Here is a 15,419-nt window from a genome sequence, read left to right as displayed (position 1 = left end):
AACACCTAACGCTCCTGGCATGATTGTTTTTGTAAATACCCCCTTGACCGATTCCGATAAAGCGTACTTCCGCGGGCAAGTGCCGGCTGACTTTGACGTTGTATTCAAAAAAGATCTTCCGGAAAACGAGCAGCCTGCGGCTTTTCAACGCGCCGATCTGGTGCTGGGCAACCCGCCGGTAGCCTGGTTTTCGGGCGGTACTAACCTGAAATGGTGGCAGCTGGATTCCGCGGGGTTCGATGCTTACAAGGCAATTCAATTGGATGCGCCGGTCACGAACATGGGCGACTATTTCGCCTGGCCCTGCGCCGAAACCATCGTGGCCGGTATTCTGGCTTTTTACCGCGGCATCCACGAACTGGCGGTATTGCAAACGCAGAAGAAATGGATTGGCGTACCGCTGCGGTTTAAACTGGGCTTACTCCGGAACAAAAAAGTTATCATTCTGGGATCGGGAACGATCGGCCAGGCTGTCCGGCAAATGCTGACCGGTTTTCAGTGCGACGTTCAATTTCTGGCCCGAACCAATCCCGAAGCGGAACTGCACACACCCGAAGAACTGAAAGCCGCATTGCCCGAAACCGATCTGGTTGTCAATTGCTTACCTGGAACCGCCAAAGGCTTTTTTTCGGCTGATCTGATTGCCGCCATGAAAACCGGCAGCGTCTACGCCAACATTGGACGGGGAACAACCACCGACGAAACGGCTCTGATCGGAGCACTAGAAAGTGGTCAATTGGCCGGAGCGGTATTGGACGTTACGGAGGTAGAGCCGCTTCCGGTCGACAACCCGTTGTGGACGATGCCAAACGTCATCCTGACCCAGCACACCGGTGGGGGCCAGGCCACGGAAGACAAAGGGAAAATGGATCAGTTTATTCGGAATCTGAACCGGTTTCTGAACGGGGAACCACTGGAAAATCAGGTCGATTTGTCGAAAGGGTATTGATGTTTTCTCATGCAAAAAACGCTTCTTTTTTTCTTCTTCATCTCGACATCCATCGGCTTCGGGCAGATGTTGTCGAATCCGTTATTGCCTTCGGGCGCTGATCCGTGGAGCATTCATAAAGACGGTTTCTATTATTACACGCACACCACCGGCCGCAACCTGACGCTCTGGAAAACCCGCTCACTGGCCGAACTGAAAACCGCCGAAAAGAAAGTGGTCTGGACTCCTCCCGCAACCGGGCCCTATTCCAAGGAAATCTGGGCTCCCGAACTGCATTTTCTTGGCGGGAAATGGTACCTGATTTTCGCAGCCGACGATGGCCATAACCGCAATCACCGCCTGTGGGTGTTGGAAAACGCATCCGCTGATCCGTTGGAAGGAACCTGGACGATGAAAGGTCAGATCAAAACGCCCGACGATAAATGGGCCATTGACGGTTCTCTATTTGAATACAAAGGGAAGCTCTACCTGGTTTGGTCGGGGTGGGAAGGTGACGAGAACGGGGAACAGGATATTTACATTTGCCGGATGGAAAATCCGTGGACGGCCACGGGCAAACGGGTCCGCATATCCTCACCAACTTACGCCTGGGAAATCGATGGTAAAATTCCCAGGCCAGGGCCCGACGATAAACCCGTTGTGCTGGTCAATGAAGGCCCGCAACCGCTCTGGAAAGGCAACCGCCTGTTTGTCATCTACTCCGCCAGCGGCTGCTGGACGGAAAGTTATGCCCTCGGAATGCTTTCCATGGACGGCAACAAAGACTTACTGGACGCCGGAAACTGGCAAAAACAGAAACAACCGGTATTCAAAGCAGTGAACGTTTCGGGAACGCACGCGGCTGGGCACAACTCCTTTTTCAAATCACCCAACGGCACGGAAGACTGGATTTTATACCACGCCAACCCCGAACCGGGGCAAGGCTGCGGGACCAATCGCTCACCGAGAGCCCAGAAATTCACGTGGACGGCCGACGGAATGCCGCAATTCGGTCAGCCGCTCTCCACGGATGTGACCTTGCCGATTCCGAAATAACCCCACGGCTACTGTAAAATAAACCCGGCTAACCCAGGCCGGGTTTCAATCGGTTTCAAAACGTCTTTTCAAACACCAATTTCGCCGATTCCACTGCGCCCAGACGTTCTTTAAACCGAATCAACCCCTCGTTCCGAACGCCCCGGCTGGTCGAAATGCCCAGATCGAGCAACGGTATTTGCTGCTGTTGACTGTATTCATACAAGCTTTCAACCAGCATCACGGACGGACTAAACTGCTGGTACGCTTCATGGTCGGCCGGGAGAAAATAATAGAGAATACCGGGCGAAACCCGAATTCCCAGACAGGAAGCAATGATCTGGTCGCCATTTTTTACCGTAAAAACCGGGCAGACATCGCCGAACTTGTTTAAGAGATTGGCAAGCTCTTTGCTGGTCATGGATAACGGCAGGTTTTTCCGCAACCGGGCTTTCTGAATGAAGGCAAATACCGCGTCGACGTTCGGGTTTTCCCAGAGTTGAGTCGTAAAACCAGCCTGTCGGCATTTCCGAAGTCGTCGACGTTCGGCAGCATGCAGGTGTTTGGCAAAGGGACGACCCGTAACCGGCAGGTGTTGATTTAATTCTTCATACGTCACCCCAAAGCCGGCAGTCGCCAGGGTGGTTTTAAGTCGCTGAGATTGAAGCGGTAAATAGCAATCCGGATAATTTACTATTCGAAGCCCCTGAACTGGTAATTGTTTACCATACGTCACGAGTGCGTCCACGAGCCGACCTAGTTCCTTGTCGGGCAAATCCTCCGAAAACTCGATCGATCCAAACGAAGCTGCGCACGGACTGACCGCCCAGCCATCGCGGATAAAAACCGCACTGTGTGCATCGACCCGACCGGTTTCGGAATTGAGGAGGGCAAAATAGTGGAGTGGTCGGCACGGCTGGTTGAGCAAATGCCGGGCCTTGAGAAACAAAAAACCGTCACGGAAGAAGGGTGGAAACTGTTCCGGAAGCGGGTTTTCTACATGGAGAATGTCGTACACAGGCCGTTAAAAAGTGGGCAATAACTGGTTCTCACAACCAACAGGCTATTTCTTCTTTTTTTGCTCCTTTTTGAGCCAGCGTTCGTAAACCAACTGAATAATGCCGTCTTTCAGGCCCAGGTCGGGCACCACAATGGTATCGGCTCCCGCCCATTTCATGACCGAAATGTAAATATCGGCCGCCGGGATGATGACGTCGGCGCGGTCGGCGTTCAGGCGAAGTTTGTTGATCCGATCCTCCAGGCTGTAGCCCGAGATGTAATTCCGCATCCGTTCAATTTCCGCCAGCGTGGTTGTATCCGAAACTTTCGCAACCAGATTGAAGATCTTGTTGATGTTTCCGCCGGTTCCGACGGCCACCAGTTCCTGCGAGGTCAGCACGTTTTCTTCCACCCATTCTTTCATCTTGTTCCAGGCACCCTTGGTTTCTTTTCCTTCCAGCAAGCGCACCGAGCCGATTTTGAACGACTTCGAATTGACTTTTTTCCGGTTCAGATACAGGTTCAATTCGGTGCTGCCGCCCCCGACATCGATGTGCAGAAACTGCCGCTCGTCGAGTGCCTGAACCACCACATTGTTAATCAGTTCGGCTTCTTTCTGGCCGTCGATGATGTGAATGTCGATGCTGGTTAGTTCCTTGATTCGGGTGGCTACTTTGTGACCATTCACCGCTTCCCGCATCGCAGAGGTCGCGCAGGCCATATAGTCTTCCACTTCGTGGAGTTCCATCAACAGCTTGTAAACCTGCATCAGTTTGTTGGTGCGGACTTCACTTTCGGGCGTAATTTCTCCGAAATTGAACACATCGTGACCCAGCCGAAGCGGAAAACGAACGTACTCGACCTTCTTAAAACTCACCACGTCGTCGACGTGCAGAACCGTGGAGATCTGAAGCCGGGCCGCGTTGGAGCCGATATCGATTGCAGCAATTTTCAAAGTGAAGTTGGGAAAAGTGGTACTGTAATGCCCAAATATACTGAATTTACATCCCCACACGAAATACGACGGCTTTTCTATAGTACGGTTGTCCGGATCACATTGCCCCCAAAACCGTATTTGATATTGGGGGAACAAGCTTAACTTTAGCGCCCGTTGGCGGGTTGTCACGCTTTACTTCACATGCTGATTTTAGGAATTTCCGCCTTTTACCACGATTCAGCCGCGGCTTTGGTCGAAGACGGACGAATTGTGGCGGCTGCGCAGGAAGAACGATTTACGCGCAAGAAACACGATGCCGGTTTTCCGGCCAACGCCGTTCGTTTTTGCCTGGAATACGGCGGAACGACCCTGAACGAACTGGATGCCATTGTCTTCTACGACAAACCGCTGCTGAAATTCGAGCGGTTGCTGGAAACGTATTACGCCTTTGCTCCGCGGGGATTACGGTCGTTTCTGATGGCCATGCCGATTTGGATGAAGGATAAATTGTTCCTGAAACGACTTCTGCGGGACGAACTGAAAAAGCTGGGCTACGATTCCAAAAAGCCGGTAAAGCTGCTGTTTCCCGAACACCATTTGTCGCACGCGGCCAGTGCGTTTTACCCTTCCGCGTTTGAAAAAGCCGCCATTCTGACCATCGACGGGGTGGGCGAGTGGGCAACGGCTTCGATCGGTTTGGGCGAAGGATCGACCATTACGGTTTTGAAAGAACTGCATTTTCCGCATTCGCTGGGATTGTTGTATTCGGCGTTCACCTATTTTCTGGGCTTTCGCGTCAACTCCGGCGAATACAAACTAATGGGCCTGGCCCCGTATGGCGACCCCCATTCCCCGGAGGTGGACCGGTACGTCGATCTGATCAAAACGAAGCTGGTGGAGATCAAAGACGATGGGTCCCTCTGGCTCGACCAAAACTATTTTGATTACGCGACGGGGCTGCGGATGGTGCACGAAAAAAAGTGGGAAACCCTGTTCGGGTTCCCTAAACGCAAGCCTGAAGACGAGCTAAAACCGGCGCACTGCAACCTGGGTCTGGCGATCCAGCGGGTGACGGAGGAGGTGGTGATCACGATGGCCCGTGAGGCTCAACGGTTGACGCATACCGAAAATCTGGTGCTGGCGGGCGGGGTGGCGCTCAACTGCGTGGCCAACGGAAAATTACAAAAATCCGGTATTTTTAAAAGGATCTTCATTCAGCCCGCTGCGGGCGATGCGGGCGGTGCGTTGGGGGCGGCTTTGGCCGCTTATTATGTTTATTTCGGCAAAGAACGAAATATTGATGACAATGACGACGCCCTGTGCGGCTCCTATCTCGGCCCGACGTTCTCCGATCTGGAGGTGGAATTAATGGCAAAAAAATACAAAGCGGTTTATTCGTATTACGACGATTTTGGCAACCTGACCGACGATATCGCCCAGCTGCTGGCCAACGAAAACGTAGTGGGCTGGGTGCAGGGACGGATGGAATTTGGGCCGCGAGCGTTGGGCGCGCGCAGCATTCTGGGTGATCCGCGCAGTGCCGGAATGCAGAAAAAACTCAATCTGAAAATCAAATACCGGGAATCATTCCGGCCTTTTGCGCCTGCGGTTCTGGCCGAAGACTGTGGCCAATACTTCAATTACGACGGGATTTCGCCCTATATGTTGCTGGTGCATCCGGTTCGGGAAAACCGCCGAAAACCGCTGCCTGCTGAGTATGACGGCCTTTCGTTACGGGAAAAACTGTACTTTCAACGCTCCGATTTGCCGTCAATTACGCACATCGACTTTTCCGCCCGAATCCAAACCGTTCACCGGGAAACGAACCTGCGGTTTTGGCAATTGATCGACGCGTTCAAAAAAAGGACGGGATGCGCGGTGTTGATCAACACCAGTTTTAATGTGCGCGGAGAACCCATCGTCAACACGCCGGACGACGCCTACCGGTGTTTTATGCGGACGGAAATGGATTATCTCGTACTCGGAAATTATATATTTGACAAAAAATACCAACCTGCCTGGCCGGAAAAAACCGAGTGGAAGTCGGAATTTGGGCTGGATTAATGCCTTTTCCCCAGACCCTGCAAGGGCGTTGTTGTCGCTAGCATCACCGTTATCGCTCGCGTGTCGCGAGTGATTTATATTCACAGGGCCTCCGGCCCGATGCATTGCTTTTTGATAATGTAGCTCCGGGCCAGAGGCCCTTGAATATTAAGTCACTCGCGATACGCGAGCGACAACAGCGTGACAACGGTGCAGTGCGTCGGGCCGGAGGCCCTGTGAATACAAATCACTCGCGACACGCGAGCAATAACGGTACCCGCGGGCGATAACTTTTAAAGAATAAATGATGAACCCAATAGATCGCGTCAAAGCCCAACTGGTGATCGTAACCGGTCTGGTCGTTTTCTATGTAATCTTTAAATCCGTTTACGGGCTGTATGCCGCAGCGGCTGTCGGGTTGCTGAGTATTTTCATTCCGGCAGCGGGCAACGGAATTGCCTGGCTCTGGTTCAAACTGGCGGAAATACTGGGGATCATCAACCGTAAAATCATCCTGACGGTTTTGTTTTGGGTGGTTTTGGTTCCGATCGCGTACCTCTACCGGCTTACGGCCAAAAATCCGTTGTCGATCAAGCGGACCCGGGACGCATCGCTTTACCACGAACGAAACCATACCTATACGAAGGAAGATCTGGAACATACCTGGTGACGGAATTTTTTGGGAAAACCGCCTGTTTCTCTCCTGACGGAATCGGTTTGGCGAAGACCGGCTCTTTTTCTATTTTTGTAAAACGCTTATCGAGAAAGACGGAGGGATTGGACCCGATGATGTCTTGGCAACCATTCATACTCCCTGAAAAAGGTGCCAAATTCCGCCCCGGAAACGGGGACAGATAAGTTGAAAGCTTGCACCCTGCTTCCTTTCTTCGATAAGCCGCATTGTCGTAGTTGCACCGGCCTGCTATAGACGGCTGATATACAGTAGTTTGTAGTCTTAATCAATACACCAACTTGGAAAAAATAACTGACCTTCTTCAGCAGCGTATCCTCATTCTCGATGGGGCCATGGGTACCATGATTCAACGGTATAAACTGGAAGAGGAAGACTATCGCGGAACTCGTTTTGCCGACTGGCCCCACGATTTGAAGGGCAACAACGATTTGTTGTCGATCACCAAACCGGAGATTATCAAGGAAATCCATCGTCAATATCTGGAAGCGGGGTCGGACATCATCGAAACCAATACCTTCAGCGGTACGTGGGTGGCGATGGCCGATTACCACATGGAAGAACTGGTGTATGAACTGAACTACCAGTCGGCCAAAATTGCCAAAGAAGTAGCGGAGGAAGTAACCCGCCAGAATCCGGATAAACCGCGGTTTGTGGCCGGCGCCATGGGGCCGACCACCCGGCTGGCGTCCATGTCGCCCGATGTGAACAATCCCGGTTATCGCGCCATTACGTTCGATCAACTCGTCGACGCGTTTTATACCCAGGTTTCCGGACTGGTGGAAGGGGGAGCGGATTTGCTATTGATTGAAACCATCACAGATACGCTCAACGCCAAAGCCGCGTTGTTTGCCGTGGATAAATATTTTGCGGATAAAGGGCTGCCACCGTTGCCGATCATGGTTTCGGGGACGATTACTGATGCTTCGGGCCGGACCCTGTCGGGCCAAACGACGGAGGCTTTCCTGTATTCGGTGTCGCACCTGCCGCTGCTCAGCATTGGTCTGAACTGCGCGATGGGGGCGGAATTGCTGCGGCCGTATGTACAGACGCTGGCGAAAGAAGCTCCGTTTTTTACGTCGGCGTATCCAAATGCCGGTTTGCCCAACGAAATGGGCGAATACGATCAGTCGCCGGAAGAAATGGCGGCCCAGATCGAGGGTTTTGTGAAAGACGGTTTTGTCAACATCGTCGGGGGTTGTTGCGGGTCGACACCCGATCACATTCAGGCCATTGCGCGGGCCATTTCGAAATATCCGCCCCGCCCGAAACCACAGGCCGAACCGTACCAGAAACTCAGTGGTCTGGAACCGTTGAAAATTACGGAATTGACCAACTTTGTCAACGTCGGCGAACGTACCAACGTGACGGGGTCCAAAGCGTTTGCCCGTCTAATCCGGGCCGGTGATTACGATGCGGCTTTGTCGGTGGCGCGTCAGCAGGTCGAGAACGGCGCGCAGGTGATCGATATAAACATGGACGAAGGCATGCTGGATTCGGTGGAGGTGATGACGACCTTCCTGAACCTGATTGCCGCCGAACCCGACATTGCCCGGGTGCCGATCATGATCGACTCGTCGAAGTGGGAAGTGATTGAAGCCGGCCTGAAATGCGTGCAGGGAAAGGCGATTGTAAACTCGATTTCGCTGAAAGAAGGCGAGGAAGCGTTTATCGAACGCGCCAACCTGGTTAAACGCTACGGAGCCGCTGCGGTGGTGATGGCGTTCGACGAAACCGGTCAGGCCGACAGCTATGAACGGCGGATTGAAATCTGCGAACGCGCCTACCGGATTCTAGTCGATAAAGTGGGTTTTCCGGCGCAGGACATCATTTTCGATCCCAACATCCTGACCGTGGCAACCGGAATCGAGGAACACAATAACTACGCCGTCGATTTCATCAATGCCACGCGCTGGATTAAACAAAACCTGCCGCTTGCCAAAGTCAGTGGCGGGGTTTCCAATATTTCGTTCTCCTTTCGGGGCAACGATGTGGTGCGGGAAGCGATGCACTCGGTTTTTCTGTACTACGCCATCAAAGCCGGGATGGACATGGGCATCGTCAATGCCGGTCAGCTGGGCGTTTACGACGACATTCCGAAAGACCTCCTCGAACGCTGCGAAGACGTGTTGCTCAACCGCCGTCCCGACGCCACCGAACGGCTGGTCGATTTTGCGGAAACCGTCAAAGCCAAAGGAAAAGCCATCGTTCAGGACGAAAGCTGGCGGCTTGAACCGGTCAACGAACGGCTAAAACATGCGCTGGTTCGCGGGATTACGGATTACATCGATCAGGATACCGAAGAAGCCCGGTTGCAATACGAACGACCCATCGAGGTGATCGAAGGGCCGCTGATGGACGGAATGAACGTGGTCGGTGATCTGTTTGGGGCGGGAAAAATGTTCCTGCCGCAGGTGGTGAAGTCGGCGCGGGTGATGAAAAAAGCCGTTGCGTATCTGTTTCCCTTTATCGAAGCCAGCAAGTCGGTAGGAGCCCGGGCTGCCGGAAAAATCCTGATGGCCACCGTCAAGGGCGATGTTCACGACATTGGCAAAAACATCGTTGGCGTGGTTTTGGGCTGTAACAATTACGAAATTATTGATCTGGGCGTGATGGTGCCGACCCAGAAAATTCTGGAAGAAGCCAAAAAACACAACGTCGATATCATTGGGCTGAGCGGTTTGATTACGCCCTCGCTCGATGAAATGGTGGGTGTGGCGAAAGAAATGGAGCGCCAGGGATTCACAATGCCGCTGCTGATCGGTGGGGCCACCACCTCACGCATTCACACCGCCGTCAAGATCGACCCCCATTATTCGGGGCCGGTGGTGCATGTGCTGGATGCCAGCCGGAGCGTGCCCGTGGCCGGACGGCTCATCAGCGAACAGGAAAGTACGCGCGATCTGGTTTTCCGCGAATTCAAAGACGAGTATACCAAACTCCGGGCGGACCACGCCAGACGCAAACAGGATAAAAAAACGCTGACGATCGATGTGGCCCGGAAGAACAAAACCGTTATCGACTGGACGGAGTTTGAGCCGGTAAAACCGCTGTTTCTGGGAAACCGCTATTTCCACGAGTATTCCCTGAAAGAAATTGCGGAGTTCATCGACTGGACACCGTTTTTCCAGACCTGGGAACTGCACGGGAAATACCCGGCGATTCTGACCGATGAGGTGGTTGGCGCTGAAGCAAAGAAGGTATTTGAAGATGCCAAACGGCTTTTGCAGAAAGTGATCGATGAAAAACTGCTGACGGCCAAAGCCGTGGTTGGTTTTTATCCGGCCAATTCGGCCGAAGATGATGTTCTGCTGCACGAGTTTGAGGAAATTGTTCGCGAGATTCCCTGCGAACGACACGGCTCCCACACGCATCTGGAGTATAAACTGAGCCACATGGCGGATCGCTCGGCCGAGTTCGGCCCGCGCTCGTCGGACCGTTCAAATCCCGACGAGCGTAAATCGACGGGCGAGTTGGTTTACGATACCAAAACCGTGCTGCACTTCCTTCGTCAGCAAAACCAGAAAGCCCCCGGTTTGCCCAACTTCTGCCTGTCGGATTTTGTGGCACCGATCGAAACGGGCCGCACGGATTACATCGGCGGTTTTGCCGTAACGGCGGGGATTGGCATCGAGAAGTTGATTGAAGAATTCGAGCGGGATCACGACGATTACAACAGCATCATGATCAAGGCCATCGCCGACCGCCTGGCGGAAGCCTTCGCCGAATTGATGCACAAGCGGGTTCGGACGGAGTTCTGGCCGTATGCGACGGATGAAAAACTGTCGAACGAAGACCTGATCAAAGAAGAATACCAGGGCATTCGGCCGGCACCGGGCTATCCGGCCTGCCCCGATCATACCGAAAAAGCCACCTTGTTCGAGTTGCTGGATGCCGCACAAATCGACATTCAATTGACCGAAAGTTTTGCCATGTATCCGGCTTCGTCGGTGAGCGGTTTTTACTTCTCGCATCCGTCGTCGCGGTATTTCGCCGTCGGTAAAATTAACAAGGATCAGGTGCTCGATTATGCCCACCGCAAGAATATGAGCGTCGACGATGTCGAACGCTGGCTGGCACCGGTTTTGTCGTACGACGCGTAAGCCGACCGCCGACCCACACCCAACACCTGATTCGCTCCTCCCCACCCCGAAGGGGCATCATCATTAGCCCCGGATGCAATCCGGGGTCCAATGATGATGCCCATGCCCGGATTCCAATGCCGACGATTCGGAGAGGTCATCACGCCCCGATCGTCCAACCCCGAAGGGGTATCATCATTAACCCCGGATGCAATCCGGGGCGCACGCGAAAATACGCGTCCACACAACCCTGAAAGGGTTGAATACCCATTGCAATATTCAACCCTTTCAGGGTTGTACTCCTGCGGTACCATCTAATATCCCCCGGATTGCATCCGGGGCTAATGATGGCACCCCTTCGGGGTTGGGCGAATTGGGTGCCGGATTTTTTTAATAAAATTTCTCCATCTTTTGGTATATATTAGAATCTTTTATATATTCACTTCATACAAATCAGTTAACGATCTATTTTCTGTTAGAATGGAACCATCAGGCAATGAATTTTTGCGGGGAACTCTGAAGACAATTGTGTTGAAACTGCTGACCGAACGGGGCCGGATGTACGGGTATGAAATTACGCAATCCGTAAAAGAGCGGACGCAGGGCGAAGTCATTCTGACGTTTGGCGCGTTATACCCGGTTTTACACAAATTGCAACAGGAGGGCTTATTGATTACGGAGTCGGTAGAAGTCGATGGGCGGTTGCGCAAATACTACACGCTGACCCCGAGCGGCAATGAAACGGCACTCCAGAAAGTGTCTGACTTCGAGCGCTTTGTTGAAGTGATGAAGGCTCTATTGCAACCGGTTCCGGCTTTGTCGCTGGGCCACTAAAATTCAAAACGATCAGCCGTTAAACCCGATATCCTATGGAAAAGCTCAACCCGCAACAAGTAGAAATCCTATATCGCCATCTGGTCTTGAACGGCACGGACGAAGCGTTGTTCGAAGAACTCCTCGATCACCTGGCTTGTGAGGTGGAGCATTACATGTGGATTGGTCTACCGTTTGAAACGGCTCTGGATAAAGTGCAGCTCGAAGCGAACGCCAAAGCCGTCAAATACCTGCGCAAAACGTACCAGATTGAGCTAACCATGAACGAAGACCAACTGCGGCAGGCGGATCTGGATGATATTGTGTTCCAGTTTCGGAATAAAGCCTACGGCGCGTATGACTTGCGGCAGGAATACCGGACCTCTTTGCGTACGGCCATGCTGATGACCGTCGGGCTGGTGTTGATGCTGATGGCTTTGTTAACCATTTTTAGCGCCGGTAAATGGTCGTATCTGAGCGTTTGGGGGGCGGTTTGGCTGGTTGGCCTGCTCAGTTTTTCGTATGCCGTCGGCACATGTATTCACCAACGGATCCAGCAAAAATACCGAGTCGTTCGGTAGTAGCAAAATCTTTCATAACCAGTACAGTATCGACTTTTAGTTTGTCCAAAATCCGGGCTTTGTGGGTACCGACCGTCGAGTGTGAACGTTCAGCGTATCGGCAATGTGGCTGACGGATTTGCTCCGCACGAGGTGAAAAGCAATTTCCAGTTCCCGATTCGGCAACACATCAAACGGGTCCAGTTCCCTGCTGTAGTGGTTATCCTCCTTTATTTTATCCTGCAATTCAGGACAAACACTGAGTTTTCCGCACAAAATAGTATGGACGGCTTTCCGAATTTCGGCGTCCTCGGCTTGCTTGCTGATATAGCCCTTGATGCCTAATTGTAAATACCGCTTGGCGAAGGCGTACTCGGTCATGATGGTGAAAATCATAATCGGCAGGTCAGGGGCCAGTCAACACACGACCTAGTCGTCGAGTTGCTCGCGGATTGCCTTGTTTTCCAGTTGGATCGGCGACCGGCCAAGCAGGTCTTCAATGCGGCTGTCGCGAATTTGAAACGAGTTCAGTCGGCCTGGCCTACCGGTTTCTAAATCCGCCAGAGCCGCCATCGAATCCCCGCGCCTTCTGAGGCAACGGGCCCGGTAGAGATACGCAATGCTTGCCTGGGGGTTTGCGCGAATTCGCTCCTTAAAATAGGCAAATGCAGCCTCAAATTGATGATGGCAGCCGTAACCAGAAGTTCCATAGTAGCTTTACAAGCCTGCTACCAATGTTGGTTTTGGGAATATAGGGTTACTTTCCAATACAGAAAGTGAGAATGTTAGTTAATGTACTGAAAATAAGCCTAATATTTATTATTTATGACCGAGTAGGTACAAATGAGGTCCAAATACTAAGTATTGTCTACTTCATTGTTGAATTGCTTTCTGAAATCATACCTTAATCTTTGAAAGAAAGTTCTTATTAAAGTATAAAATGTATTTATAGTCAGACCTTTAATGACAGTAAAAAGCCCGCCTTGTTCGGGCGGGCTTAAGTTTACTCTAGCAAGCTATAGATACACTATTCAATAGGGGCGGGGGCGTCATTCTCCAGAATATGAATCGGACTAGGTGATAGCGAATCTTTAGTTATTTGATTATTTTTGATGTAATAAGACAAGTTGTCTGTCTTGGCGGATAATGTCGGAGAAACTAAATTGCTGTTATTCGACAACGGTGTTGAATAATTAGCAGATGCAGAAGATTTAGTGCTGAATGTCAAGTGTTTCATAGTGTTAGTGTGATTAACGAAAGGTTATAGCTTTTTTAGCTTCTCTATCAGCATTATTCTATACTGAGACTTCCGGTTGTGCAATTTCTTGTTTTTGAGAGGGTTCATACTTCCATCCCTCAAATGTTCTATTGTCTTCAAAAACAGTTCTAAACGTCGCGGGACCATTTTGGAATTGAGGTTGAACGGGGAATTGGCTTTTGATCAGCATTCCTTCTGAAACAAAAACATCTGTTCCGCCTACAATACTTTCAATTAAAACCCTTCTAAATGAATAATTGACCGAATTGTGATTCCCTACTATTGTGCCAATGTCGAACATATTCAATAATTCAAGCTCCTCTTGAATTGAAGTAAATACTTCATCTATTACAGAATATAGCTCATCATTGGGTTTCTCAATGTTTAATCCCAGCTCATCTCTTGCTTCCCTACGATAAATGGGATAATCATGGCTACCTGAATCGGAGCATAGAAATGAAACTATTTTTTCAATTTGTTCACCATCAGTGGTATGCTGAGCTACTAATTTTCGGGACAAAGTCTTTATCTGGGTCCTGACACGATAAGTATCTCCTAATACCAACGGATGTACAAAGTTTGACAAATGTAAGAAAATATTGGTTAGGTTATTTTCACTCTGGACTCCAAGTTCCTGTTTTGCTAAATCAATATACCCCCTAATTGATTCAACACTAACTGGTAATCTAGCCTGAGGGTTTTGGGGAAAAGCAGGATTCTGCGGATTAAGTGGTGTATTCAAGCTAGGGTCAATAGGCCCTAGAGTAGCCTGCTTGGTCATTACTATCTTATTCGCTCCTAAAGAAATCAACGTTCCTGCACTTCGAGCTTTTGATGGGATTATGACTTCAAACTCTTTACAGAACTGTTTGATAAGATTAATGAGACTCCATGCAGCCATTGTGTCTCCACCGCGAGTATATAGAAACAGGGAGATTTTATCAGAATTCTGTAGATTATCAAGATGGCGAACAAAATACTCTAAAATTTCCGGCGAAATCTGCGTTTCTAATCCTGGTCGATCACCAGTCACATAAACGATAAGTTTTGATTGTCGAAGTTCTTCTAATTTCTGATAGCTATTTAGCCTATTAACCAACATAGAGTAAAGATTTAGGATACAGCACAAAATCAGGATTAAATATGATCAAAACAATCCTTATTTAGTGATCGGCATATAAAGATTTACATTGTTCATTCTGAGGACTTATTTCCCCTTTTTAACTGTAAACAGACAAAGTATATATGCATCACTAATCATACAGCATACTGGGTCGATTAAGTATATCATTACCTAAAAAAACTATATAGAACAGAATAGATCGAACTTATCGGTTTGAAAAACGACCCAATTTTTCTACGGAACGACTTCAGACTTTTATATTTAAGCTTTTGACAAGTCTACCCTACTAAAAACTCATTTACACAAATACTCATTTGAGTCATGTAGCCACAAAATTCACAGGTTTGGTTCAATAGCTTGATGGAATAAGGTACTATATTAATCGATTAATGCTTACATCAAAAGGCCAATTCCGGATAGAATTAGCCTTTTGATGTAAGCAAGAACGAGTCAGATTTAGTTGAAGGCCACCAGGCGGGGAGACGCCTAGGTCACCGGGGTGGTGGCCAGCGTCAATTCCTGGGTGGTGGTCTCAATGCCATTGCTGATGGCTACCTGATAAACCCCGTCGGGCAGGGCGCTGACATCCAGCCGCAGCCGGGCGGCTTCCTGGCGTTTGCCAATCGATTGCACGAAGACCTCTTTGCCGGCGCTGTTGGTGAGTCGAACCTCCACTTTCCCGCCGGTTTGCTTATTGACGGCAATCTGAACCTTGCCTGCATTGGTGGTGTACATGCTGCTTTGAAAAGCGGCTGCGTTCTTGGGCTTTCCAATGAGTTTGTCGCTTTCAGCCAAAGAAGCCGAGAAGGTAATAGCTGTTAAGGTAAAGGCAACGAGCAGGGAGTTGATGAGCGTTTTCATGGCGTATGAAGGTTAGTTTTTGTGTCCGTTTGAATGAATCAAAGGTCGGCTTCAACGCCCGGAAAAGCTGTCACAAATGAGTCAACTCC

General features: G+C 50.4%; 13 protein-coding genes, 1 pseudogene and 1 riboswitch. Of the genes and pseudogenes, 7 read left to right on the top strand and 7 right to left on the bottom strand.

Annotation, left to right across the window (positions count from 1 at the left end):
- Nucleotides 1-19: 19 nt before the first annotated feature.
- On the top strand, nucleotides 20-949 hold the full coding sequence (locus EHT87_RS11995) for a D-2-hydroxyacid dehydrogenase (RefSeq protein WP_124906859.1): 930 nt from the start codon (nucleotides 20-22) through the stop codon (nucleotides 947-949).
- 9 nt (nucleotides 950-958) lie between these two features.
- A complete protein-coding gene (locus tag EHT87_RS11990) occupies nucleotides 959-1,984 on the top strand; it encodes a glycoside hydrolase family 43 protein (protein WP_124906858.1) in 1,026 nt (341 codons plus the stop codon).
- Nucleotides 1,985-2,039: 55 nt separating this feature from the next.
- On the opposite strand, the gene EHT87_RS11985 is transcribed toward EHT87_RS11990, so the two are convergent.
- Both EHT87_RS11985 and EHT87_RS11980 read right to left on the bottom strand, forming a co-directional pair.
- Nucleotides 2,040-2,981 carry a GNAT family N-acetyltransferase gene (locus EHT87_RS11985; protein ID WP_124906857.1) on the bottom strand — a complete coding sequence of 314 codons (942 nt, stop codon included), beginning with the start codon at nucleotides 2,979-2,981 and terminating at the stop codon, nucleotides 2,040-2,042.
- A 45-nt stretch (nucleotides 2,982-3,026) separates the two neighbouring features.
- Nucleotides 3,027-3,917: a Ppx/GppA phosphatase family protein gene (locus tag EHT87_RS11980; protein WP_124906856.1), complete on the bottom strand. Its 891-nt coding sequence runs from the start codon at nucleotides 3,915-3,917 to the stop codon at nucleotides 3,027-3,029.
- A gap of 183 nt (nucleotides 3,918-4,100) precedes the next feature.
- Between EHT87_RS11980 and EHT87_RS11975 the strand changes: the two genes are divergently transcribed.
- From EHT87_RS11975 to metH, 3 genes are all read left to right on the top strand, one after another.
- Complete coding sequence (locus tag EHT87_RS11975; RefSeq protein WP_124906855.1) at nucleotides 4,101-5,963, top strand: carbamoyltransferase family protein; 1,863 nt, start codon at nucleotides 4,101-4,103, stop codon at nucleotides 5,961-5,963.
- Nucleotides 5,964-6,246: 283 nt separating this feature from the next.
- Nucleotides 6,247-6,612, top strand: a complete 366-nt coding sequence (locus EHT87_RS11970) for an SxtJ family membrane protein (protein ID WP_229321008.1) — start codon at nucleotides 6,247-6,249, stop codon at nucleotides 6,610-6,612.
- Nucleotides 6,613-6,695: 83 nt separating this feature from the next.
- Nucleotides 6,696-6,803, top strand: a riboswitch (SAM riboswitch).
- 165 nt (nucleotides 6,804-6,968) lie between these two features.
- Entirely contained in the window at nucleotides 6,969-10,736 is a 3,768-nt protein-coding gene (metH, locus tag EHT87_RS11965; protein WP_374756029.1) for a methionine synthase, read from the top strand.
- On the opposite strand, the gene EHT87_RS11960 is transcribed toward metH, so the two are convergent.
- Nucleotides 10,661-11,029 carry a hypothetical protein gene (locus EHT87_RS11960; RefSeq protein WP_221622012.1) on the bottom strand — a complete coding sequence of 123 codons (369 nt, stop codon included), beginning with the start codon at nucleotides 11,027-11,029 and terminating at the stop codon, nucleotides 10,661-10,663. The genes metH and EHT87_RS11960 overlap by 76 nt on opposite strands.
- Before the next feature lie 166 nt (nucleotides 11,030-11,195).
- On the opposite strand from EHT87_RS11960, the pseudogene EHT87_RS11955 reads away from it, so the two are divergent.
- A pseudogene (locus EHT87_RS11955) lies at nucleotides 11,196-11,447 on the top strand (PadR family transcriptional regulator); the annotation flags it as partial.
- Here EHT87_RS11955 and EHT87_RS31840 read toward each other — a convergent pair.
- Nucleotides 11,389-11,556 (bottom strand): 2Fe-2S iron-sulfur cluster-binding protein, encoded by a 168-nt coding sequence (locus EHT87_RS31840; RefSeq protein WP_374756028.1) that lies wholly within the window; start codon nucleotides 11,554-11,556, stop codon nucleotides 11,389-11,391. The pseudogene EHT87_RS11955 and the gene EHT87_RS31840 overlap by 59 nt on opposite strands.
- A 28-nt stretch (nucleotides 11,557-11,584) precedes the next feature.
- On the opposite strand from EHT87_RS31840, the gene EHT87_RS11950 reads away from it, so the two are divergent.
- Nucleotides 11,585-12,109, top strand: coding sequence for a DUF423 domain-containing protein (locus EHT87_RS11950; RefSeq protein ID WP_124906851.1), 525 nt, complete (start codon nucleotides 11,585-11,587; stop codon nucleotides 12,107-12,109).
- 36 nt (nucleotides 12,110-12,145) lie between these two features.
- Here EHT87_RS11950 and EHT87_RS11945 read toward each other — a convergent pair whose 3' ends face one another.
- From EHT87_RS11945 to EHT87_RS11935, 3 genes are all read right to left on the bottom strand, one after another.
- Nucleotides 12,146-12,484, bottom strand: coding sequence for a response regulator transcription factor (locus EHT87_RS11945; RefSeq protein WP_124906850.1), 339 nt, complete (start codon nucleotides 12,482-12,484; stop codon nucleotides 12,146-12,148).
- An 899-nt stretch (nucleotides 12,485-13,383) separates the two neighbouring features.
- Nucleotides 13,384-14,475 (bottom strand): SDH family Clp fold serine proteinase, encoded by a 1,092-nt coding sequence (locus EHT87_RS11940; protein ID WP_262707748.1) that lies wholly within the window; start codon nucleotides 14,473-14,475, stop codon nucleotides 13,384-13,386.
- Nucleotides 14,476-14,955: 480 nt separating this feature from the next.
- Nucleotides 14,956-15,330, bottom strand: coding sequence for a T9SS type A sorting domain-containing protein (locus EHT87_RS11935; protein WP_124906848.1), 375 nt, complete (start codon nucleotides 15,328-15,330; stop codon nucleotides 14,956-14,958).
- Nucleotides 15,331-15,419: the final 89 nt, after the last annotated feature.

This window comes from Larkinella knui, assembly GCF_003858645.1.
Taxonomy (GTDB): domain Bacteria; phylum Bacteroidota; class Bacteroidia; order Cytophagales; family Spirosomataceae; genus Larkinella; species Larkinella knui.
The sequence above is the reverse complement of the archived record's forward strand: the minus strand, read 5'-3'. Positions and strand labels throughout refer to the sequence as shown.

What these genes read in the sequence shown, in the direction of transcription:
- EHT87_RS11935 (WP_124906848.1), bottom strand. Translation starts at nt 15,330, where the DNA reads ATGAAAACGCTCATCAACTCCCTGCTCGTTGCCTTTACCTTAACAGCT.
- EHT87_RS11950 (WP_124906851.1), top strand. Translation starts at nt 11,585, where the DNA reads ATGGAAAAGCTCAACCCGCAACAAGTAGAAATCCTATATCGCCATCTG.
- EHT87_RS11970 (WP_229321008.1), top strand. Translation starts at nt 6,247, where the DNA reads ATGATGAACCCAATAGATCGCGTCAAAGCCCAACTGGTGATCGTAACC.
- EHT87_RS11990 (WP_124906858.1), top strand. Translation starts at nt 959, where the DNA reads ATGCAAAAAACGCTTCTTTTTTTCTTCTTCATCTCGACATCCATCGGC.
- EHT87_RS11975 (WP_124906855.1), top strand. Translation starts at nt 4,101, where the DNA reads ATGCTGATTTTAGGAATTTCCGCCTTTTACCACGATTCAGCCGCGGCT.
- metH (WP_374756029.1), top strand. Translation starts at nt 6,969, where the DNA reads ATGGGTACCATGATTCAACGGTATAAACTGGAAGAGGAAGACTATCGC.
- EHT87_RS11960 (WP_221622012.1), bottom strand. Translation starts at nt 11,029, where the DNA reads ATGGTACCGCAGGAGTACAACCCTGAAAGGGTTGAATATTGCAATGGG.
- EHT87_RS11995 (WP_124906859.1), top strand. Translation starts at nt 20, where the DNA reads ATGATTGTTTTTGTAAATACCCCCTTGACCGATTCCGATAAAGCGTAC.
- EHT87_RS11945 (WP_124906850.1), bottom strand. Translation starts at nt 12,484, where the DNA reads ATGATTTTCACCATCATGACCGAGTACGCCTTCGCCAAGCGGTATTTA.